Origin of the sequence: Mesorhizobium sp. 1B3 (genome assembly GCF_050958605.1) — a bacterium.
GTDB lineage: Bacteria > Pseudomonadota > Alphaproteobacteria > Rhizobiales > Rhizobiaceae.
The window spans coordinates 363902-384443 of sequence record NZ_JBJHDO010000001.1; the positions used below are offsets into that span (position 1 = coordinate 363902).

18 protein-coding genes are annotated in these 20542 nt (G+C 62.2%); 8 read left to right on the forward strand and 10 right to left on the reverse strand.

What is annotated here, in order from left to right; genetic code table 11:
- Positions 1-392: 392 nt before the first annotated feature.
- The 4 genes from mscL to ACCO56_RS01690 all read left to right on the forward strand — a co-directional run bounded on the left by mscL (position 393) and on the right by ACCO56_RS01690 (position 5158).
- Positions 393-818 (forward strand): large conductance mechanosensitive channel protein MscL, encoded by a 426-nt coding sequence (gene mscL / locus ACCO56_RS01675; protein WP_433636989.1) that lies wholly within the window; start codon positions 393-395, stop codon positions 816-818.
- Between the two features lie 223 nt (positions 819-1041).
- Positions 1042-2682: a hypothetical protein gene (locus ACCO56_RS01680; protein WP_433636991.1), complete on the forward strand. Its 1641-nt coding sequence runs from the start codon at positions 1042-1044 to the stop codon at positions 2680-2682.
- A gap of 209 nt (positions 2683-2891) precedes the next feature.
- A complete protein-coding gene (locus ACCO56_RS01685) occupies positions 2892-3659 on the forward strand; it encodes a phosphatase PAP2 family protein (RefSeq protein WP_433636992.1) in 768 nt (255 codons plus the stop codon).
- 11 nt (positions 3660-3670) lie between these two features.
- A complete protein-coding gene (locus ACCO56_RS01690; protein ID WP_433636995.1) occupies positions 3671-5158 on the forward strand; it encodes a S8 family serine peptidase in 1488 nt (495 codons plus the stop codon).
- A 134-nt stretch (positions 5159-5292) separates the two neighbouring features.
- Here ACCO56_RS01690 and ACCO56_RS01695 read toward each other — a convergent pair whose 3' ends face one another.
- Positions 5293-5607: a hypothetical protein gene (locus ACCO56_RS01695; protein WP_433636996.1), complete on the reverse strand. Its 315-nt coding sequence runs from the start codon at positions 5605-5607 to the stop codon at positions 5293-5295.
- Between the two features lie 590 nt (positions 5608-6197).
- Between ACCO56_RS01695 and ACCO56_RS01700 the strand changes: the two genes are divergently transcribed.
- Positions 6198-7364, forward strand: coding sequence for a pyridoxal phosphate-dependent aminotransferase (locus tag ACCO56_RS01700; RefSeq protein WP_433636998.1), 1167 nt, complete (start codon positions 6198-6200; stop codon positions 7362-7364).
- Positions 7365-7376: 12 nt separating this feature from the next.
- Here the strand turns inward: ACCO56_RS01700 and hemA are convergent, their stop codons facing one another.
- The gene (hemA, locus tag ACCO56_RS01705) at positions 7377-8654 is read right to left on the reverse strand and encodes a 5-aminolevulinate synthase (protein WP_433637000.1); all 1278 of its coding nucleotides are present in this window, start codon (positions 8652-8654) and stop codon (positions 7377-7379) included.
- A gap of 215 nt (positions 8655-8869) precedes the next feature.
- Between hemA and ACCO56_RS01710 the strand changes: the two genes are divergently transcribed.
- The gene (locus ACCO56_RS01710) at positions 8870-9211 is read left to right on the forward strand and encodes a hypothetical protein (protein WP_433637002.1); all 342 of its coding nucleotides are present in this window, start codon (positions 8870-8872) and stop codon (positions 9209-9211) included.
- A gap of 957 nt (positions 9212-10168) precedes the next feature.
- Here the strand turns inward: ACCO56_RS01710 and ACCO56_RS01715 are convergent.
- From ACCO56_RS01715 to ACCO56_RS01730, 4 genes are read right to left on the reverse strand one after another with little or no spacing between them, the layout of a single operon-like run.
- Complete coding sequence (locus ACCO56_RS01715) at positions 10169-11377, reverse strand: M28 family peptidase (RefSeq protein WP_433637004.1); 1209 nt, start codon at positions 11375-11377, stop codon at positions 10169-10171.
- Between the two features lie 12 nt (positions 11378-11389).
- On the reverse strand, positions 11390-12886 hold the full coding sequence (locus tag ACCO56_RS01720; RefSeq protein WP_433637006.1) for a tripartite tricarboxylate transporter permease: 1497 nt from the start codon (positions 12884-12886) through the stop codon (positions 11390-11392).
- A gap of 12 nt (positions 12887-12898) precedes the next feature.
- Positions 12899-13390: a tripartite tricarboxylate transporter TctB family protein gene (locus ACCO56_RS01725; RefSeq protein WP_433637007.1), complete on the reverse strand. Its 492-nt coding sequence runs from the start codon at positions 13388-13390 to the stop codon at positions 12899-12901.
- Between the two features lie 19 nt (positions 13391-13409).
- Positions 13410-14387, reverse strand: coding sequence for a tripartite tricarboxylate transporter substrate binding protein (locus ACCO56_RS01730; RefSeq protein ID WP_433637009.1), 978 nt, complete (start codon positions 14385-14387; stop codon positions 13410-13412).
- Between the two features lie 106 nt (positions 14388-14493).
- Between ACCO56_RS01730 and ACCO56_RS01735 the strand changes: the two genes are divergently transcribed.
- Together ACCO56_RS01735 and ACCO56_RS01740 are read left to right on the forward strand one after the other, a co-directional pair.
- On the forward strand, positions 14494-15399 hold the full coding sequence (locus ACCO56_RS01735) for a LysR substrate-binding domain-containing protein (RefSeq protein ID WP_433637010.1): 906 nt from the start codon (positions 14494-14496) through the stop codon (positions 15397-15399).
- Between the two features lie 141 nt (positions 15400-15540).
- Positions 15541-15681 (forward strand): hypothetical protein, encoded by a 141-nt coding sequence (locus ACCO56_RS01740; protein WP_433637012.1) that lies wholly within the window; start codon positions 15541-15543, stop codon positions 15679-15681.
- A 268-nt stretch (positions 15682-15949) separates the two neighbouring features.
- On the opposite strand, the gene ACCO56_RS01745 is transcribed toward ACCO56_RS01740, so the two are convergent.
- From ACCO56_RS01745 to ACCO56_RS01760, 4 genes are all read right to left on the reverse strand, one after another.
- The gene (locus ACCO56_RS01745) at positions 15950-17017 is read right to left on the reverse strand and encodes a calcium:proton antiporter (protein WP_433637013.1); all 1068 of its coding nucleotides are present in this window, start codon (positions 17015-17017) and stop codon (positions 15950-15952) included.
- A 199-nt stretch (positions 17018-17216) separates the two neighbouring features.
- Positions 17217-18539 carry an acetamidase/formamidase family protein gene (locus ACCO56_RS01750; RefSeq protein ID WP_433637015.1) on the reverse strand — a complete coding sequence of 441 codons (1323 nt, stop codon included), beginning with the start codon at positions 18537-18539 and terminating at the stop codon, positions 17217-17219.
- Between the two features lie 235 nt (positions 18540-18774).
- A complete protein-coding gene (locus ACCO56_RS01755; protein ID WP_433637017.1) occupies positions 18775-19281 on the reverse strand; it encodes a DUF3280 domain-containing protein in 507 nt (168 codons plus the stop codon).
- Between the two features lie 107 nt (positions 19282-19388).
- Positions 19389-20468, reverse strand: coding sequence for an adenylate/guanylate cyclase domain-containing protein (locus ACCO56_RS01760; protein WP_433637018.1), 1080 nt, complete (start codon positions 20466-20468; stop codon positions 19389-19391).
- Between the last annotated feature and the right edge of the window lie 74 nt (positions 20469-20542).

The following is a 20542-nucleotide window of genomic DNA, read 5'->3' on the forward strand; positions in this document are numbered from 1 at the left end:
CCATGGCCGATCAGCCGCGCTGGTTTGCCTGCCGCTTCACTCCGACGAAGGCCGACCTTGTCCGAGAGCTCGCGATCCGCTGGTTTCGGGAAGTCCGGGTGCCCATGAACGTCTCACAATTTCGTCCTCGCGCGACCGATGCGCGAGCGAAAGCAGTTATGGCCTATTGCTGGGAGCAATGGGTGAAAGCCCGCCGTTGGAGCAAGGCCGCCGACTTTTGCCCTCAAGGCTTTCGCCGATGACGGGTGAGATGCCGTCGTACTGATAAAGTGCCTCTCCGCCTTGTCTTTCCATCACGTTCGGCAAGGTTTTTGTTATGCTGCAAGCATACCGGGCATATGATGCGGCGAATCGCTTTCGCGGCGGAGTGCGGCCAAGGACAGGAGGGTCTTATGCTGAAGGAATTCCAGGAGTTCATTTCCAAGGGCAACGTGATGGACCTCGCGGTGGGCGTCATCATCGGCGGTGCATTCGGGCTGATCGTCAATTCGATGGTCAATGACATCATCATGCCGATCGTCGGCGCGATCTTTGGCGGCTTCGACTTTTCGAACTACTTCCTGCCTCTGTCGGCCAATGTCACGGCGACCAATCTCGAGGAGGCGCGCAGGCAAGGCGCGGTGTTCGCTTACGGCAATTTCCTGACCGTGGTCATCAATTTCATGATCCTGGCATGGATCATCTTCCTGATGGTCAAGGGGGTGAACAACGTCCGCAGGCGCGTCGTCAAGGAGCAAGAGGCTGTGCCCGCCGCGCCGCCTGCGGATGTCCAGCTCCTGACTGAGATCAGGGACCTACTGGCAAAGAACAAAAGCTGAGGTTCGAGTAGCGAGCTTATAGCCGTCATATATTGCCGGCGGCTTTACTTTGTGCCGAGCCCAGACAGCGACGCCGGCAATTGATCTGATGCCGACCATCCATTCGGGATATCGGTCAAAATTGCCTACGTCGAGAAACGTACTTGGAGAAATCGGCGTTCGCTACTATCATGCGAGCGCGGGTGGGAGGTGTTAGCAACAAAATATTCAGCGGGATGGTTGCATGCTATCGGTCAGGTTGTTTGGACCGATGCAAATCCGAGCGTCGGATGGACAGGATCTTACACCGTCCACCCAGAAGGCGCGCGCCATTCTTGCAATGATCTTGGTCGCCGATGGCGCCGTGCGCTCGCGCAATTGGCTGATCGATCATCTTTGGAGCACCAAGCCGCGGGAACTGGCATTGGCCAGCCTGCGCCAGTCACTCAAGGAAATTCGCAAATGCCTCGGCCCCTGGGCTACCGAGGTGCTGAAGATCGACAACTTCGTCGTGGCGATCGATTGTTCCAAGGTCGTCATCGAGGATTTCGATCGAGATATTCCCTCGCATAATGACTTTCTCGAAGGCATCGACATCGGTGATCCCGAATTCGAGGATTGGCTGACCTTGGAGCGAAGCCGTTTCGGCGGCTTTGCCCAGCCCAAGCCGCGGCATGTCGAAGAGCCCAGGGAAGCCGCTTCCCCGTCGAAGTTCGGCCTGAGAATCGACCCGCCGATCGTGTCGGGGCTCGACCTCGAGGAGGACGAACTCGCGGCCAACCTCCTCGATGAGATTGTTGTTGGTCTTGTCGAGGAAGGTTTTCACGATTTCCATGACCGGAGAAAGAGAACAGCGATACCGCTTATTGCCGCAGGATGGCGCTACCCGCTTTGCCTGCGCTGCTCGGTGAGCCGCACCGGAGACCGCGCCCGCATCGTTCTTGCGCTTGTCGATCTCGCCGAGGAGCAGACGATCTGGATCCGCAGGTTCGACGCGCATGTCTTTGCCATCCGCAGCGGTCGCGAGTCGGAGGTCGCGGCGGGTATTGCTCAATGCATCGACAAGATCTGGCAGGAAAAGGAGGCCGCCGCGCGCCGGCTTCGCTTTGGAGAGGACGGCGCCGATGTCATGCGCGCGGCTATCCAGGACATTTTCGAGCTGAGCGCGTCCGACCTTGCCCGGGCCGAACATGATCTGCGCCGATTGATCACGACCCGGCACGGTGCGCTCGCCTCGGCGTGGCTGGCTTTTCTTATGACGTTCCGGGTTGGTCAGCGCTTCGTTCCACATGATGGCGTGCTTCACGATCAGGCGCGCGAGCTGATAGCCCGGGCCATGGAGAGGGAGCCCGGCAATGCCGTCGTGCTCGCGCTTGCCGGGCATGTTCACAGTTTTCTGTTTGGAAACTATGTCAGCGCCGTCGATCTGTTTGAGCGCGCGGTCCGCATCAATCCCAACCGGGCACTGGTTTGGGACCTTTATTCGGTGCTTCACGCCTACATAGGGCAGCCCAAGGAAGGGCTTCAATGTGCGCTTTTCGGGCGGCATCTGGGGGCCCATAGCATTCACCGCTACTATTTCGACACGTCGTGCCTGATCACCGCGAGCATGCTCGGCGATCATCGCCTTGCAATCGACTATGGCGAAGCGGTGCTGGAGGTGCGGCCCGCATTCAACTCGGTGCTGCGCTTCCTGACGGCAAGCTACGCCCATTCCGGAGATGTCGGAAAGGCCGAGACGGCCCGCCGGCGCCTTCTGGATATCGAGCCGTCCTTCTCGATCGAGACCCTGCGAGAGGCGCGTTATCCAGGATTGGACACGACTTCCGGGAAGTATTTCATCCATGGCCTCAAGAAAGCCGGAATAAGGGAGGTTGCAACGTGAGCTCCATTTCGGACCCCAAGCCCATCCTGGCCTCCCTCAGGCAACAGAACCTGTGGATCAGAGCCGGCGAAATCTATTCCGAGGACCCGCTGCCGCGATCGCCCGGAGCGTCGTCCGATTTGGAAGCGCGCCCAGTTTCTAGCGGCCTTTCGGCATTCAGCGGGCATGGGCCGGGTCCGGGTTCAGGCAGCTTGGGAGGCCCGCGATCGGTGGCTGTCCTGAACAAGAACAAAAATAAAAATAAGAACAAGAACAAGAATAAGAATAAAAACCAATCGGCGATCGGCGCGGTCGACCAGGTGAAATTCGGGCTGATTGCGTACCGGGAGATCGCCCGACTGCATGGCGCTGCGGATAGGCTGAGGGCGGGCAAGGAAGCTGCGACGGCGAAATATTACCGCTGGCAGCTTCTCGGACTGATGCCTCCGCCCGGACCCGATCGGACACGGCGGGAGACGGACATGCTGCTCGAGATGCAGGACAATTTGGAGGAGCGAAAGAGGCGGCAGCCGGAGATCCTGCTCGAAGACACGATGGATCTCTCTGCTTTCACGCGCCCTCTCAACATCGAGGCGCATGCCGGTTTCGAGGCAACGCTGGCCCTTTTCAACACTATTCTGCAGATCACCGAATATGTGGGACTGCAGTACAAGGACATGTTCGCGCGGACGCGTCCGAGCTTGGTAGAGCCCGCTTTGCGGCCGCTTTTGCCCGTGCCGCCGCACTTTGCCTATCCCTCCAACCATTCGTTCCAATGCCATTCGATCGCTCTGATGTTCGAGCGGTATTTTCCGCAACATCCGGCCAGTACCGAATTGCACCTGATCGCGGGGAGGATCGCCGAGAATCGCGAATGGGCCGGACTGCACTACAGGAGCGACACCCAAGGCGGGCAGATGCTGGCGGAGCGTTTCCTGCCTTATCTCGCAGATGCCTGCTCCGAGTTGATGCGCGAAGCCCAAGCCGAATGGGCATGAGGAGAGGTGTCATGAACGAAGACGCAGCGCAAAAGGCACACCCTATCCTTCCCTATCGCGCGTTCTGGCATCTTGAAGCCGTAGGCGTGCTGGACGCTGTCCGCGCAACTGACGGCAGCCTTTCGGACTACCGGAGCGAGGTCTGGGAGATGCTCGCCAACGCGCCGGAGTCCCTGGTTGCACTCATCGATACCGGAGTGTCTGGCGATCATCCCTATCTGGCCGGAAGAATCCGCGAGCAGATCGATCTGACCGGGCTGCCGATGCGCGCCCCGAAGTCCGGCTCGAGAGACAGGCCGTTTGAAGGGATGGACGCTCACTTTCTCAAAAAGCTTGGTCTCGATGAGCTTCAGCCGGATGAATTTTCCTGGCTCGAGCGTTTTTGCGACGACGTTTCGGAATCTGTCCCGTTCGACTACGGCGCGCCGCGTTCCTCGAACCGATTCTTCTCCGCACACGGAACCTCTTGCGCGGGTCTTGTCGTCGCGTCCAGCGATATTGGAGACGGGAAGGCGGGCAACGGTTCCGACGAGGGTGCTCCGGACTCCTTGGCCTATGTCGGCGTCGATCCCTTCAGCAGGCTCTTGTCGATTACCACCACATTCGCGCCGAAACCGGAAACGCTGATTCTGGCCTTTCTTCTCGCAGCTTTGAGAGGAGCCGAGGTCATTCTCGTTCCCCGTGGGATAAGTAACGAGATCATGAATGACGCGGAAACAGGCGAATCGTCGTCGGAAGGTGGTCGTCGGCCGGTTTGGCGGATTCTGCGGAAGGTTATCCTGGCGGTTTCGGAACACATTCCGATCGTCTGCGCGGCCGGCAATGATGCCGAAAGTCGTCTGGTTCCACCGGCTGCGCTGGCCGCCGAAAACATAGGCAGGAACGGAATCATAGCGGTCGGAGCCATCAGCTATGAGGGCATCCGATCATCCTACAGCAGTTACGGGGAAGGCCTCACTGTCGTCGGGCCGAGCGACGACGGCGAGATGTTCAACGAAGATCAGGCGAGGCTCGACAAGACCGACAGGTTCTTCGCCGATTATCCGTTCGAGGAGACGGCGCGGCAAACCGGTGTGCGGGAATTTACATATGCCCAGTCTTCCGTGCTGGCTATCGACGTGCCTGGCCCCTTCGGCTTTCAGGACAGCACTGGTCCCAGTGGCCCCGGCGAAAGCACAACGCAGTCCTCGGGCTCCTTCACTGTGTTTGGGGGAACGTCCGCAGCTGCCTCGATCGTGGCCGGCGTGGCGGCGCTGGTGCAACGCGCGGCCAGGGAAACAGGCGGCGCGCCACTTTCGGGACCGGACATGCGCAGGGTTCTTGTCGAAACAGCCATCAAGGAAGACGGCCGGCTGCCGCATGGAAACGGCAAGACAGTTCCGTCGTCCGACATCATCAACGCGCACGGCTCGAAGCAGCGCCTCTCTTTCGAGGAGGCGTTCGGCGCGGGAGTCGTGAATGCCCTGGCTGCGGTCAAGTCCGTCAGGGAAAGTGCCTGATGGCGGTTCATACCGAGGGTTGGAGCCGCATGACCCGCGCCGCGTCTGTTTGGCGCGAAACCAGGCGGCCTGCATAGGCAGCGTCGGCGACTGTGTTGCCCCGGATGTGTCGACATCCAGCCAAAGATATCAGGTCACAGCAGCCGCAGGATGGACGCGACCCAGGAAACGATGCGCGCGGATTGAGCCGGCGAAATCGAGAAAGTGTCGGCCATATTACGCACCCAGCTCAGGTCTTTTACCGCAGTCACGAAGTTGCCCCGTAAAGGCATGTATCGGGTGGATGGATCGGCCTGCATCCTCTCGCCGATGATGGCGAGTTCGCGGTCGATCTTGATCACAAGCGAGCGAAGGCGGGATCGCCTGCTTGGGCTCGCCTCACCGTGCCACGCTGCGACGAGCGCATCCCGGACTTTCAGCAGTGCCTCTTGTGCTTCCGGCAGATTCATGCCCCCCTCCCTAAAGGTCGCTCCATGAATGCTGAGGGCGCTGATAGCTCCGCAGGCGCACCTGGCTTCGGCCATGTGGGCTCGCCGGAATGGATCATCCGCGTCCCTGGGATCGTTCTCCCTGCTTGTATGGAAATGCCCCGCCGGCGATGTTTCGGGACAAAGTCGAGAGATTTGAAAAATTCGACCGGCAAGTATCATCGGCCCGTCGGTTTGCCGGCAGCAAATCAACGGGCGCGGTCTCTGGGTGAGGGCCGTCCCCGATTTCGGCACGTTCGGCCGTGCGACGGGCACGAACCTTGCGTCCCTCCTGGTGGATCGCCTCTCCGCCCGTGAAAAAGAACGATTCGATCTGAGCAGGAAACGGTCTGAAGCATTCATAACAGTACTAGAAGACACCTGCGTGAAATGAGCGTGATACGACTACTTGACGAGAAACATCTCGTCCGCCGGCGACACGTACCCATGCGCTCCCTGGGTTTCGTCCATCTGGACCAAAGTCGAAGTGTGCCAGTGCGTACCAAAAAGACGTCTTATCGGCCATTTGTTGTCGCCAGCACGATCCAAAACTTCGCTTTGGTACGGAACAGATGAGCCTGATCGATACGATGCGCCGTGAAGCGCGGGAAGCGCCGGAAAGCGGCATTGTCGCAGTTGCGAACCACGGACGGGGCAGGGAAGGGCTGATCCCGCTCTGGGCCGGCGAGGGGGATTTGCCGACACCCGATTTCATCGCCACGGCAGCAATGGATGCGCTGAGAGCGGGTGAGACCTTCTATACGTGGCAACGCGGCGTGCCGGAGTTGCGAGACGCGCTGGCTCGCTATCATCATCGCCATTTCGGCAGGCATTTCGTGTCCGAGGAATTCATGGTGGTGGGCTCCGGCATGCAGGCGATTCAACTGGCGCTGCAGGCGACGGCGGGTGCCGGCGACGAGGTCGTCTATCTCTCGCCCGCCTGGCCCAATTTCGCGGCCGCCGCCGGCATCGCAGGGGCGCGTCCGATTCCTGTCGTGCTCGATGATACGGCAAACGGCTGGGCCCTCGACACGGAGAAACTGGCTGCGGCGATAACGCCGCGGACGCGGGCGATCTTCGTGAATACGCCGTCCAACCCGACCGGCTGGACCGCCGACCATGCAACGCTCAAGGCCATTCTCGACCTTGCCCGATCGAGGGGTATTTGGATCATCGCCGACGAGATCTACTCGCTTTTCCACTATGGCGGCGGACGTGCGCCGTCCTTCTACGACATAATGGACGAGGATGATCGTATCCTCTTCGTCAACAGTTTCTCAAAGAACTGGGCGATGACCGGATGGCGGGTCGGCTGGCTGCGCGTCCATCCCGAGCTTCAGCCGATGTTCGAGAATCTGATCCAATATTCGACCTCGGGGGTGGCCCAATTCATGCAGCGCGGGGCGGCGGCTGCCCTCGACCACGGAGACGCCTTCGTTGCCGAGCAGGTGGCGCGGGCTCGCAAGGCGCGCGATCTTGTTTGCCGGATACTCGCTGGCACAGGCCGCACGCGCTTCACCGTGCCGCAGGGTGCATTCTATCTTTTCTTCGCGATCGATGGTGTGGCGGATTCGCGCCGCGCAGCCTTCGACATCGTCGACCAAGCAAATGTCGCGCTGGCGCCGGGGACAGCGTTCGGCACCGGAGGCGAGGCCTTCCTGAGGTTATGCTTTCACCGCCGCCTGGATCAGATCGAAGAGGCGGCCAACCGCCTCGCCGACTGGATCGTCAAGATCTGACGATTAGCGAATTCAGCCGCCGGACTTTGGCACCAGCAGCGGGATGATCCGGTCGCTCTCCGCGATGGCTGGCTTGCCGGCCGTGGCGTAGGGAATGCCGAGTGCGTCCCAGGTTTCGATCAGCGCGTCCTTCAATTCCGCGATCAGCGCATCCGAATGGACCGGTGTCGGGGTGATTCGGAGTCTTTCGGTTCCGCGCGGCACCGTCGGATAGTTGATCGGCTGGATATAGATGCCGTGCACGCCGAGCAGCCGGTCGCTGGCCATCTTGCAGAGTTCAGGATCGCCGACCAGCACTGGCACGATATGGGTCGAGGAGGGCATGACCGGTAGTCCGGCCGCGGAGAGCACGTCCTTGGTGCGTTGCGCCTGCCGCTGTTGTGCTTCGCGCTCGACAGAGGATGTCTTCAGGTGGCGGATCGACGTCGTGGCCGCGGCGGTGATCGCCGGCGGCAAGGCGGTCGTAAAAATGAAACCCGGAGCATAGGAACGCACCGCGTCGACGACGGTGCGGGAACCGGTGATATACCCGCCAAGCGTGCCGAATGCCTTGGCGAGCGTGCCCTCGATCACGTCGATGCGGTGAGCAAGGCCGTCTCGCTCGGTAATGCCGCCGCCACGAGCGCCATACATACCGACGGCATGGACCTCGTCGATATAGGTCATCGCGTTGTATTTTTCGGCAAGATCGGCGATCTCCTCGATCGGTGCGATGTCGCCATCCATCGAGTAGACGGATTCGAAAACGATAAGCTTGGCCCGCTCGCGACCGGCGGTCTGGAGCAGGCTTTCCAGATGCGCCACATTGTTGTGCCGAAAAATCTTCTTTTCCGCTCCGGAGCGCCGCACGCCCTCGATCATGGAGGCGTGATTGAGTTCGTCGGAAAGGATCAGGCAATTAGGCAGAAGGCGGGCAATTGTCGAGATCGCCGCTTCGTTCGATACGAAACCCGACGTGAAGACGAGAGCGGCTTCCTTGCCGTGAAGATCCGCGAGCTCCAGCTCCAGCTCGACGAGCGGATGATTGGTTCCGGAAATGTTGCGCGTTCCGCCGGCCCCCGAACCCATGCGCGCAGCCGCCTGCTGCTGCGCGGCGATCACGTCGGGATGCTGGCCCATGCCCAGATAGTCGTTGGAGCACCAGACGGTGATTTCCTTGGCCTCTCCATTGGAGCGCCAGATGGCGCGCGGGAACGCGCCTACGATGCGTTCGAGATCGGCAAAAACCCGGTAGCGGCGCTCAGCATGGATCTGGTCGATCGCCTCTTCGAAGAAACGCTGATAGTTCATGATGCCTTTCCGATGATGTGCGGATCATAATCGCTGGGCCGGAACGCGTCCATTATGCCAAAGGGGGGCAAAATGCCACGTCGGTCCCTACCGGAAACGACCAGTGATCGATGCCTATTCCCTTGATTTCGATCAAAAAGCCCATCTCCGTTTCCGGAACGAATTGTCGCGGTGGCGCGTTGACTGCGCGACGCCCAGTAATGCGAGGATGTGCGATGTCCCCTTTTTCCGGAAAACGCCACGAGATCGAAGACGACCTGCGCGAGCAGATTGCCGAATTGCGGGACGAGGTCTCGGCCCTGACAAGGAAGCTCTCCCGGCGCGGCGCGGCCACCTATGAGGGATCACGCGACATTGCGAGCGACTTCTATGACGAGATGACGCGAAGGCTTCGCGACGCCATGCCGACGCTTCGCAAGCGCGCGGGTGTCATTGAGCAATCGGCGCGCGACAATCCGGCCCTGGCGGCAGCGGTCGGCCTAGCGGTAATCGGGCTGGCGATCAGCTTCTTTGCAGTCAAACGGCACGTGCCGGACATATCTCCTTTCGAAGAATGATCGCAGCTCCCGCGCGTTCAAGAGCCAGAAGATCGCCTCCGTCTCCAGTGCTTAAGGCCATTGGCCCGCTCCCGCCGCCGATATTGCGGGTCAACCTCGTATTGCGCCCTGAACCGCGTCCTGCCGGCGCCGTAGTCGAGGGTCTTGATGATCGTCGCTTTCCAGGGACCGATCCCAAGTTCGTATTCTTCGAAATAACAACTCGATCCGCCGCCTGACGCCCGATCGGAGATGAAACCACGTGCGGACCGGCGCGAGAGACGAACTCGTCCGGTCTGGGTGGCGGTGGTTGCCTCTTCCTTCAACGAATTCCGCTTGTCCGCGGTCATGCTGCTGTCGGTCATGGTGGCATCCCCGGTATTATGGCGGCAGGTTATTGGCGCACCCCGACCTGCCTTACCCATTTTGGCTCTTTCCAATTGTGCCTCACACCGGGAGTTTGCGCCTCACCCGTTTGGGTTACGTGGCGACAAATGCGCGCCGACCGGTGGAAGATTGGAGTGAAAGGGGACGGAAACACGTGGGAGGCCGTGTTCCGTCCCCCGCGCCCGGTAGCGCCGACCGCCCCTGGAGCCGGCACGAGTGGGCTGCTGTCCGAAGTGCATCCATCGAACACATGAACGCCCGGCCAAGGTTTCCGCTTGGCGGCAATGTGAGCTAGGTTCCGGCTAATTTACGGGCCAGTTGCCAGTCAGCCGGGGGGGTGCAGCGTCGGCGCAGAGCGCAGCGATTGCGCTCCGGCTCGGGACGCCCGCGCAGCATGGAGGCGTGCCGGAAACATCTCGTGCGTGGCGGCAGCGGCTCCGCAGCTGCGGCTGGATTGTACTGCATGCAGTCCATGGCGACCTCCGTCTCCTTGTCTACGAGACGCAGCATCTTCCATGCGCGTGAAGCCCGCGTGAAACCCTCGTGATGAAGGACCGCCGCCTGCCGATTGGCGCAATTATAGCTTCGCGCTCATTTCCGAATGGGTGAGATGCCGCAGAGACGGGCAGTGATCCGAAAGGCGTTCTCCAGCTGTCGCGTGTCGACCAACTCGGCGCGGTCGGCCGAAGTCAGGACGTGACGAAGATTGCTCGACATGTCGTCGAAACCCGCGATCAGGCGCATGGCGGGTATGCCGGCCGAGGCGAAGTTGAAATGATCCGAATTGCGCACCAGTGGTTCATGGATACCGATGTCCAGTCCTGTCGCGGCCGCGGCATCTTCCACGAGCTCGCGCAGGTCGTCGTAGCCGCTGATCATGGCCGTCAGCTTGTCGTCGCCGGCGATGCTGTCGAGATTCACGACCAGCGCCATGCGCCGGCGGTCATCCGCGCTCATAGCGTCGACATAGGCTTTGGAGGCGAGCAGGCCCCACTCCTCGATGGAAAAAAAGAGCACCCGAAGCCCGTACCCTTTTGGTGCACTACGCGCTGCGGCGGCCGCGATCTCCAGTGCGACTGCGCAGCCCGATGCATTGTCGATGGCGCTTTCCGCGGGAGCGTGACCATCGACATGAGCGGACACGACGAACTCCCGCTGACCGGGAGCGGCGGGCAGTGACCAGTCGAGCGTGAGGGCCGTAGCCGGCCTGGTCTCGGCGTCGATCATCAGCCGAACCTTCGCATTGGATTTGGCTGCCATCCGCAACGCCTCGCCGGTTTCCCGGCTGACACCCATCGATGGCATCGAATGCTGTTCGCCGAAACTGGTGCCGCCGGAAACGAGTCCGCTGTCGGGCCATGGGTTGGCGATCACGAAGGCGCCTGCGCCAAGCCGGACCGCCTGGTCGAACTTCCGCGAACGATGTACGTGGCCGGCTCCGAACATGTATTCATGCGTGACCAGCACGGCGCGATCCGCGATCTCCGCTCCGAGACGAGCGATATCGTCGGGCGTGCCTCGACCTGCATCGACCACGCCGATTTCGATTACGCCATCCGTGGCGGCCGAACCGGGCAGCGCCTGGACAATATGCCGAACGCCATCGATCTCGAGCCACGCTTCTCGGCACGTCCAGCCCTGGTAGGGGACGGTGTGCCGGACAAGCTCGCCTTGGTCGAGCGCCGCTAGCGCCGCCTCGATGTAGGCGATGGCTTTTTCCTCACCAGGTGTTCCCGAAAGCCGCCCGCCGAAGCTGCAGAGCGTGTCGAAATGGTGGCGAAGGCAGGAAAGATCAGGCATTGGTCTCGTCATTCATGTGGATTTCGAAAAGGTCTTGCGCCTCGCCAGCCTGCGGATGGACGGCGCCACCAGCAGGACGGCGGTGAGGGCAAAAAGCGAGAGGGGCAGAGGGTTCGTGAAAAGCGGCGACCAGTCGCCCGCCGTCATCTGCAGGCCGGAGCGCAGGCGGCTCTCGGCGATCGGCCCGAGGACGAAGGCGATCGCGAACGGGGCTAGAGGATAGCCGAGCCGTTCCATGACGACGCCCAATATGCCGAAGGCGACCATCACCCAGAGCGAGGCGGAGGTGCCTTCCATCGCATAGGCACCGACGACGCTTGCCACCAGGATGACAGGCATCAGATAGGCGAGCCTGATTTTGGCGATGGCGCTGATCCAGCGCGACGTGCCGAGCACGATGACCGCCATGGCAATGGTCGCGATGAGATAGGTGGCGATCAGCCCATAGGCGAGATCGCCACTGTTCACGAAAAGAAGCGGGCCGGGCTGGATCGAATGGATGATCAGCGCGGTGAGGAGCAATATGTCGACCAGGCTGCCGGGTATGCCGAGTGCCAGCGTGGGGATGAGAGCTCCGCCCACGGCCGCGTTGTTGGCCGTCTCGGAGGCGACCACACCTTCTTCGGAGCCGTGGCCGAACTTGTTCTGCTCGCGCGAGAAGAGGCGCGCCACCGTATAGGATACGATGGAAGCGATGTTGGAGCCGATGCCCGGCAGAATGCCGATGGCAGTGCCGATCACCGAGCTGCGCAGGAAATTGCCGCCATGGAGCCTGAAATCCGACCAGCGGAATGCTGGCCCGCCGTCGCTCGCCATCTGGGACTTCGGCGCGCGATCATGGGCTCCCGACGCGATGTCGGAAAGCACTGCCCCGAAAGCGAACATGCCGACAAAAAAGGGTAGCAGCGGAACGCCGGCATTGAGTTCGACGAGGCCGAAGGTCAATCTCGCCTGCGCCGAGGACGGGTCGATGCCGGGCAGTGCGCAGAGAAATCCAAGCGCGGCCGACAGCAGCCCCTTGAGCAGGGCTCCCTCGCTGAGCGTCACGATGAAGGCAAGCGCCAGCAGCACGAGTGCGAAATAGTCGAAAGGCGTGAAGCCTGTCGCCCAACGCGACAGGGGCTCCGCGAATGCGGCGAGCACGATCCAGGAAAGAATGCCGCCCACCAGGGAGGCAATGGCGGCCAGCGCAATGGCGCGTTGCGCCTTTCCTTGCTGCGCCATCGGATAGCCGTCCAGCACCGTCATCAGGTTCGAGACCGTACCGGGAATGCGCAGCATGATCGCGGTGATCAGGCCGCCGGATACGCTGCCGACATAGATGCCGACGATCAGCACCACCGAGTGAAATGGCTCCATGTAGAAGGTGACGGGCAGCAGCAATGCGATGAGCATCGCGCCGGTAAGGCCCGGGATAGCGCCCATGACGATGCCGACGGCTGTGCCGAGAATGGAGAGGAAAAGCGGCCAGGGGGCCAGCGCCTGCTGGAAGCCGTGCAAGAGATCCATGACGAAGCGGCTCTAGAAGTGGGGGAGGGGAAGGTAAAAGACCCGCGTGAACAGCCATTCGCTGCCGGCGCCCGTGGCGAGGGCGATCGCGCCAATGAGCGGCAGCCGATGCCAGCGGTTTTCGGCGAGCACCAGCGTGCCTACGGCGACAAGCACGGCTGTCGAAACAGAGAAGGGCACGGACTGGCTGGTAATCGCGAACACATAGACCGTAGTGAGCGCGGTGATGATCGCCGTCTGCACGCCGTGTCGGAGGCTCATCTCCGGCGCGTCGCCGCGCGCGGAGGCGCCGCCGCGCATGTCTTTCACCAGCCGCACCAGGGCTCTCGCCATGACCAGCGCGGCCAGGGCGATGATGATCCAGGCCAGGGCCGAGGGGACGGCCGCGGAGCCCAGCGGATCAAAGGGGGCCGGTGGCACCTTCGCCAATTCGCCGAGTACGACCGCGCCTCCCGCCAGCAAGGCCGCGCAAAAAAGCATGTCGCCGATCAGCAGCCGTCGCATGGTTTCCTCCTGGCGGCTGCTACTTACCCGTCTGTGAGCGTTCGGCGAGCGGTGCGATCGCGTCCCACTGCGCCTGCAGGAAGGGCTCGAGATCCGCTCCCCTGACGAACAGCTCGGTGCCGCCGATGCCGGTCATGAATTCGCGCAATTCGCCGCTGCCATAGGCCTGTTGCAGCGCATCGGCCATGGCGTCGACAATGGCGTCCGGCGTCTCCTTGGGGGCGAACACGATATGCGGGGCGCAGATCGTTGCGTCGGAACCCGCCTCCTTCATGTTTTGGACTTCGGGCATGCCGGGGAAGGTCTCGGCGCCGAAATAGAGTATCGCCCTGAGATCGGCGTCGGCCCGCGGCTTGCCGTCCGGGCCGCGCGTATAGTTCATGGCATCGGCCGGCGAGGCGTACATGAGGTCGATCTGCTTGCCGAGCATGGCGGCGTAAGCGTCAGCCGATCCGCCGACCTGGACGGGGCGCACGTCGAAGCCGCCGAGCTCTGCCGATGCGAGCGCCACGATATGGCTGAGCCCGCCGATGGTGACGCCGGCTATCAATTGCCGACCTTCAGCCCCTTTGGCTACTTCCGCGACTGTCGTCCAGCCGGTATCGGCGCGCGCGAGCATGACGAGACAAAGATTGGCCATTGCCGCGACGGGTTTCAGGTCCTTGTAACCGAACGCCTGCACGCCGGAGGCCTGCGCGGTCATGATGCCGGTTTCGTGGATCAGGAATTCGTAGCCGTCGGGTTTTGCGTCGATGACGCGTCGCGTGCCCACCGAGGAATGGCCGGCTATGTTCGTCACCACGACCGCTTCGCCCAGCGCCTTGGACAAGGCAGGCTCGAGCCGCCGCGCGACGATGTCGGTGATGCCGCCGGCCTTGAACGGCACGATGACCGTGACGGGCTTCGCCGGCCATTTTTCCTGTGCTGTCGCAGTTGCCGCCGCAAGCATCATGGCGCTCGCGACAGCGCCGGCGAGCAGCCTCGCAATTTTCTTCATTTTCTTTCGCCCTCCGAGACAGATTTGGTCGGCTGACCTTGACCGCGAAACATTTGATGACGCAAATGAATTTAACGACGCATTTGATTACCTTGGGTTATAGCCGATGTCCTTCTTCAGGCAGATGGAAGTCTTTCGGGCCGCGATGATGTCGCCGAACCTGACTGCAGCTGCGGAGCGGCTGCTGATCACGCAGCCTGCGGTAACAAAGCAAATTCAAGCACTTGAGGAGCAGATCGGTATCAACCTATTCTTGCGCGACGGCGCCCGCCTCAAGCCCACCAGCGCGGCGCGCGCCCTCTTCGCCCAATCTGAGCGCGCATTCGCGAGCATGAGCACGCTAGAACGTTTCGCGGCGGAACTGATCAGGAGTACGCCCCAGCATTTGCGAATTTGCGTCATGCCGATGATGTCGAGGCTATGGCTGCCGGACCGGCTCATCCAGCTTTTCAGGGCCTATCCCGACCTGCATCTTTCCGTCAGCACCGCGCCTTCGTTGCAGATCCTGGATCTGCTGGAGACCGACCAGATCGACATAGGGATCGCGCTGCCGATCCGGCTGGTAGGCCTTACCCAATCGGATGAGTTGCTGGCATGTCGGGCGGTTTGCATCCTGCCGCATGGCCATCGCCTCTCTTTTCTCGAAACAGTCGGGCCGGAAGACCTCGCGGGAGAAGATTTTCTGCTGCTCGGGCCGGTCGCCGCGACGCGTCGTGATATTCTGGAATCGTTCGCCGAGCGTAACATCAAGCCCAAGGTGAAGGCCGAGATCGACGTGGCGGAACTTGCCGTGACGCTTGTCGCCAACGGCGCCGGCATCGCGGTGATCGACGATCTTACGGCTGAAGCGCACAAGGCTTCTGGGGCGGCGATCGACATTCGCCCCTTCGCGCCGCGCATCGACATAGCGGTGAACATTTACCGAACCCGCTCGAGCGCCGCTATGCCGCTCGCTGCCGAGGTCTATGAGCGGCTTTGTTCCGGTTCTAACCCCCAGTCTGAAACGGCCTGATACAGGGATGCGGTTTGGAGCCCGTGACTGGAACGCTGCGGGACCTTGAGAGTGGTTAACCCATCCGTCGCAAGCCGATTGACGCCACCTCGGCCAAAGCGCATCTTCTGCCTGCACAACACCGTGCCTGCCGGAGATCGAATGATGTGGAAGTTTGCCGTTCTTATGGTTGTTGCGCTGGCGGGATGTCAGTCGTCGAGCAGCAACGCCATCGATTTCCAGCCGGGCATGACGCCTCAGCTGGCCACCACCGGCGGCAACGCCTACATGCCCCCGCTTTGACGGAGCAACGTGCCGAAGATTAGATAAGGTTTTCGGCAGGCAACGCTTCGACAGCAAAACCTGCGCAACGGACCGATTCCCAAGATCCTGTCCGATGCGCAGTTGTATTCTTCTCATTGGAGTTAACGCCATCGTCATAGCAGCGGGAACGAGGGAGCAGCCCGGCGAAAGCCGGTATCTGGCGCGTACAGACGATTTGCGCCCCGTCCATGCGGCGGGTCGTTGTCGATGATTTGATGCCGGCCGGCAGTATGCCACGCAAGCGGTATCAACCCCACCAGAAGATCGCTGCGATCAAGATGTAGAGCCCGACCAGCGCGGCACCGTCGACGACGTCGGCACGTCCATCCACACAGACCAGCGTGACCACAAGAACCGCCAGGGTCAGGGCGATTGCCATGATTGGCGGGATGGCCAGGGTGAAGGGCGTGTCGCCAAAGAAGACGAAGCTGACTAGGACCAGAAATGGGATCACGGCAACCGCGACTTGGAGTGCGCCGTTCAGCGCCACGCTCACTGCCAGATCGGCCTTGCCCTGGAAGGCCAGCCGGATTTCGACGATCCCGACGGTGTTGCTGGCGATGGCCACGATAACCAAGCCGGCGAAGGCCTCTGAAATGCCGAGCCGTTCGGATGCCGGCTTGAGCGCTTCGATGAACCAGTCCGCGAGGAGGACGGTTGCCACGCCGCAAATCGCCAACAGCAACACCGCCAGGCCCATAGGCCAGACGTTGGAACGGGCGCGTGCCTCCGGCGGAACCTTGCGTTCGCCGTCACGCAACATGACCCGTGTCGAAAGGGCGAAGACCAGCAGCAACGCAATGGCGCAAACGACGGCAAGCTCTTGCTGATGCTGGGCGGCCGGCAGATGCAGCTCGTGCGCAAGCGTCGGCAGCACCAGAGCGGAAACGGCCAGCATAAGCAGCACGGAGATCATGCGCGGCGTTCGGCTCTCGAACTTCAGCAGGCCATGACGCTCGCTGCCGACCATCAGGGCAACACCGAGAATCAGCACTGCCGTGGCCAGGATCGAACCGACCAGGGCGGCTTGCACCACCTCCACCGACCCCGCGCGAAGCGCGAAGATGCAGACGAAAACTTCGGGCAGATTGCCGAGCGCCGACTGGATCATGCCGGTAGCGGAAGCGCCGAGATGATTGCCGAGCTGGTTGGTCGCCTCGCCGATCAAATAGGCGATCGCCGCCAGGGCGATCGTGCTGGTGGCAAATACCAGGATAGGTCCGGCATCGATCCAACGCAGGGCTCCGGCAAGGCAGGTGAGCCCGAAAGCGATTGCGACGACGCGTCTCTCGCTGGCCGTGACGTCCCCGAACATTCGTGTCTCCCCCCATCGAATTGAGGAATACTGGCCCCTCAAGCTTCGACCCGGATGTGCGGGCGCCAGCCGACCTCGAAATATAGCGGCCGGAAACGCTTAGCGGGATGCCACGTCGGCGGCATCCAACTCGTTGGGCGGCGAATGGTGTAAGGTGCCTACCTCCGTCGGCACGACAGCCATGCGCCATGCTGCTCGATCAGAGATTGTACTGCTCGCGGGCGTATTTGCCGAGCCCTGCAGCGTCAAGCCTCTCCAAGGGCGCCAGGAACGTCACCTGAATGACGCCGGGTGCACGGCCGATCTCGATAGCCCCGTTCACAGTCGCTCGGTTGCGCACCTCCGGCACCGTCATGCCGAGAAGTTTCGCCGCCCGTTCCAACCCGTTGTCGATGGCCGCGTTCATGTTGGCCGCCGTGCCGACGACCGAAACCGGAGCCAATTCCTCCAGCCTGTCCATGCCCCACGCCTTCCCAAGACGCTCCGCTCGGGCGCGCTCGTCGGCATCAAAGGGGCGCGCCAGGGGTGGCAGGTCTTCCAGCAAGGGAAACAGTATGGGCCCGTCGATCGGATAGTTCTTCACCACCTCGACCTGAAGGGTGACGCTGCCTGCGACATCCATCGTGTGTCCGGCGATTTCGCCGTCGCCCTGGGCGGCGTGCATGTCGCCCATATAGACGCCCGCGCCTTTCACCTTCACCGGCGCGATCAGGATCGCGCCGGGCCGAACGGCGTCGATATCCATATGGCCGTCGGTCTTGTGCTCGGCGAGCTGTTCGGCCGTGATCGCATAATCGTGCGGCGCGCCGACGAGGAAGGCTCCGAAATCGCCCGCATTGTGCGAGTCCGGCATCGGATGAGAGGGCGTGGTTCCGAGCTGCCCGAGGAAAGGCCGCATCCTTACCATGACGCCCGCCATGTCGGCCGGCGCGAATGTCAGGATCGGATGCTGCACCGACTCGTCCGGCAGGGCTGCGTAGTGATGCGCGTCGCGCGCGATCGTCTCCGCCGCCGCTTTCGGCAGGGTGACGCCGACATGGCGGGTCTCGTCGAAGACGACCGTGTAACCATGGACGATCTCGAAAGGCTTCACCGCGTTGCCGCATTTGTCGCATTTCACCGCATTCTGCCCGATCCCTTCGACATGGGTCTCGGGCCACACCTCGTTGCAGGTGGGACAGCGCGCCGCGACATAGGGGTCGCCAAGGCAGAAACCCTCCGGGGAGGAATCGTGGCCCGAAGCCGTCGCGATGGATGTGACGGTGATATCGCGGATTCGGATCGCGATCCCGTCGCCGGGCTCCGCGCCTTCGACATAGACCGGCTGCGTCACCTCATGCCCGCCCCTCAGGCGCGGCGTGATCATCGGCCCCCAGCAGCCAGGCGCGGTGTTGGCGATGATGGTGCCGCCATTCTCGACCGGGCCCAACATCGGCGCGGCCGGATCGAGCACACTGTTGGTGAAACCGTGGACGACGACGCTGCGCCGCGGCGCCGTGATCATTCCGACTTCCTTGTCCATGTCGCTGCTCCCTGTTTGATCATCTCTGGCCGCCATTCCGGCAGGCAGCCGCATCGATCCGATCACATATCGCAACTCTCGACACGCCGACGGATCTCGCGGCCCGCTGTTGTTTTCGAATGGTATGATAGGCCGCCGGGCTAGGCCAGCTTTCATAGCGTTGCACTGATTCCGGACGCGGCCACCCACCAATCCCGCCGAACTCGTGCCGAGCTTCGGCCGCCGGCTGTGGCACCTACCGCAGGATTCTGTTTGTCATCAGCCATTTCACGGAGCGCGGCCAGGCGTAGTTCGCGCCCATGCGAAGATCGGTGAATCCCACGGAAACAGGTTTCCCCGTTTCAGCATCAAGGATGCGGATGAACATGGTGTGTTCCGTTCGGTTGACGCGCGTCACGACACCCAGCAAGGCAAGGGACGCGCCGTGCTGCTTGGCAATCTTGCCCTCGCAGCCGCTGCAGTTGCGCAAGCCGTGCGGGGCGGCCGCCTGCACGTCGCTTGCTGGCGCATCGATGACTGTGAAGCGCCCGGACCGGGCGAGCATGTCCTTCGCAACCTGGGCCGACTCGGACAGATAGCGCCTATCATGCTCATCCGGTGGGATTATTCCCGCCCCGGCGCTCTTGTCCTCCAGCTCGAAAGGAAACACCTCGACCGACATCGGCGTGGTCTGCTGAGCGTGTGCAAATATGCAGGTGCCTAGGAGCAACGTCGTCAGGACCGTCAATGTGCAAATGCGCATGGTCGTCCTCCCGTCAATGTGGCGGCCATCTTACACGGCTTGACGGACCTGTTCACGACCGATGCAGAGGAATCCACGTACTTGGCGTCGCGAGAGCGTGCCGCGCATCATTCCTGCGGCGCGAACACCTCGCAAGGCGCGGCGATCCCGCGCAGCACATGCGTGCCGAGCGGGATCAGTGGCTGCGTGGTTTCGGCTGCGAAGGCGCCGGAGAGCAATACGGTGCGGCCGAGCGGCCGGCACAGGCCCTCCAATCTGGTCACGAGGTTTACCGCAGGCCCGATGGCGGTGAAATCCAGCCGGTCGGCGGTCCCGATATTGCCCCACAGCATCTCACCGATGTGCAGCGCCGTGCCGAAGGGCAAAGGCGGCTGGCCTTGCGCGGCGCGGATGCGGTCGAGGTGGTCCATGCCCATGCGAGCGGCGGTGACGGCTCGGAGCGCCGAATCGCACGCGGCGGCGGCGTCACGTTCTCCGATCGGGAAGATGGCGAGCACGCCGTCGCCGATGAATTTTAATACCTCGCCGCCGAAGGCGTGGACGGCACCGGCGATGCGGTCGAACCAGGCGTCTAGCGCGGCGATCACCTCCTTCGATCCGACGGATTCGGAAAGCTCCGTGAAGCCTCGCAGGTCGGCGTAAAGCAAGGCCGCCCGGATAGTCTCGCCGGGCTCGCGCCGCAGCCGCCCGGCCATCACCTGCGCCGCGCTGCGCCGGCCGAGATAGGTTTCGAGCAACGCCGCCAGCGTGGAACGGGCGGTCAGCACGCCAAGCGGGGCGGCGGCAAAGCGCGCCACCTGACGCAGTAGGTTCAATTCAGGCTCGCTGAACGGTCGGGTCACGGCCCAGATGACTACCGCGCAGTCGGGCGTGCCGCCGACGAAATCCTCCTGCATGAAGACAGTACCCAACTCGGCCAACCAATTGCGACCGATTTGGGTGTGGTCGGTATCATCTGGCTCGCCAAGACCGATGCCGAGCGCCTCGACGACTCTTCCGGTATCGGCCCGCCACAGCCATGTGCGTCGCGAGATGATCGGGTGTGGCGCCGCCTGGGTGAGGGCGCCACCGCAGAGCGGCAGGCCGTCTTCGATGAGCCTGACACCGAGCTGCGAAACGAAACCATCCGCGCCGGACACGCCGATCGCTTCATCGACCAGGAACGAGAGAGCGGAAGGCAGTTGCATGGCCGCGATCATGCAATGATGTCAGTCGCGTGTCATGAGGGTGCAGCGGCTTTCTTGCCCTCGGCGTCGACTAA

What these genes read in the sequence shown, in the direction of transcription:
- mscL (WP_433636989.1), top strand. Translation starts at nt 393, where the DNA reads ATGCTGAAGGAATTCCAGGAGTTCATTTCCAAGGGCAACGTGATGGAC.
- ACCO56_RS01680 (WP_433636991.1), top strand. Translation starts at nt 1,042, where the DNA reads ATGCTATCGGTCAGGTTGTTTGGACCGATGCAAATCCGAGCGTCGGAT.
- ACCO56_RS01690 (WP_433636995.1), top strand. Translation starts at nt 3,671, where the DNA reads ATGAACGAAGACGCAGCGCAAAAGGCACACCCTATCCTTCCCTATCGC.
- ACCO56_RS01695 (WP_433636996.1), bottom strand. Translation starts at nt 5,607, where the DNA reads ATGAATCTGCCGGAAGCACAAGAGGCACTGCTGAAAGTCCGGGATGCG.
- ACCO56_RS01700 (WP_433636998.1), top strand. Translation starts at nt 6,198, where the DNA reads ATGAGCCTGATCGATACGATGCGCCGTGAAGCGCGGGAAGCGCCGGAA.
- hemA (WP_433637000.1), bottom strand. Translation starts at nt 8,654, where the DNA reads ATGAACTATCAGCGTTTCTTCGAAGAGGCGATCGACCAGATCCATGCT.
- ACCO56_RS01710 (WP_433637002.1), top strand. Translation starts at nt 8,870, where the DNA reads ATGTCCCCTTTTTCCGGAAAACGCCACGAGATCGAAGACGACCTGCGC.
- ACCO56_RS01715 (WP_433637004.1), bottom strand. Translation starts at nt 11,377, where the DNA reads ATGCCTGATCTTTCCTGCCTTCGCCACCATTTCGACACGCTCTGCAGC.
- ACCO56_RS01720 (WP_433637006.1), bottom strand. Translation starts at nt 12,886, where the DNA reads ATGGATCTCTTGCACGGCTTCCAGCAGGCGCTGGCCCCCTGGCCGCTT.
- ACCO56_RS01725 (WP_433637007.1), bottom strand. Translation starts at nt 13,390, where the DNA reads ATGCGACGGCTGCTGATCGGCGACATGCTTTTTTGCGCGGCCTTGCTG.
- ACCO56_RS01730 (WP_433637009.1), bottom strand. Translation starts at nt 14,387, where the DNA reads ATGAAGAAAATTGCGAGGCTGCTCGCCGGCGCTGTCGCGAGCGCCATG.
- ACCO56_RS01735 (WP_433637010.1), top strand. Translation starts at nt 14,494, where the DNA reads ATGTCCTTCTTCAGGCAGATGGAAGTCTTTCGGGCCGCGATGATGTCG.
- ACCO56_RS01740 (WP_433637012.1), top strand. Translation starts at nt 15,541, where the DNA reads ATGATGTGGAAGTTTGCCGTTCTTATGGTTGTTGCGCTGGCGGGATGT.
- ACCO56_RS01745 (WP_433637013.1), bottom strand. Translation starts at nt 17,017, where the DNA reads ATGTTCGGGGACGTCACGGCCAGCGAGAGACGCGTCGTCGCAATCGCT.
- ACCO56_RS01750 (WP_433637015.1), bottom strand. Translation starts at nt 18,539, where the DNA reads ATGGACAAGGAAGTCGGAATGATCACGGCGCCGCGGCGCAGCGTCGTC.
- ACCO56_RS01755 (WP_433637017.1), bottom strand. Translation starts at nt 19,281, where the DNA reads ATGCGCATTTGCACATTGACGGTCCTGACGACGTTGCTCCTAGGCACC.
- ACCO56_RS01760 (WP_433637018.1), bottom strand. Translation starts at nt 20,468, where the DNA reads ATGCAACTGCCTTCCGCTCTCTCGTTCCTGGTCGATGAAGCGATCGGC.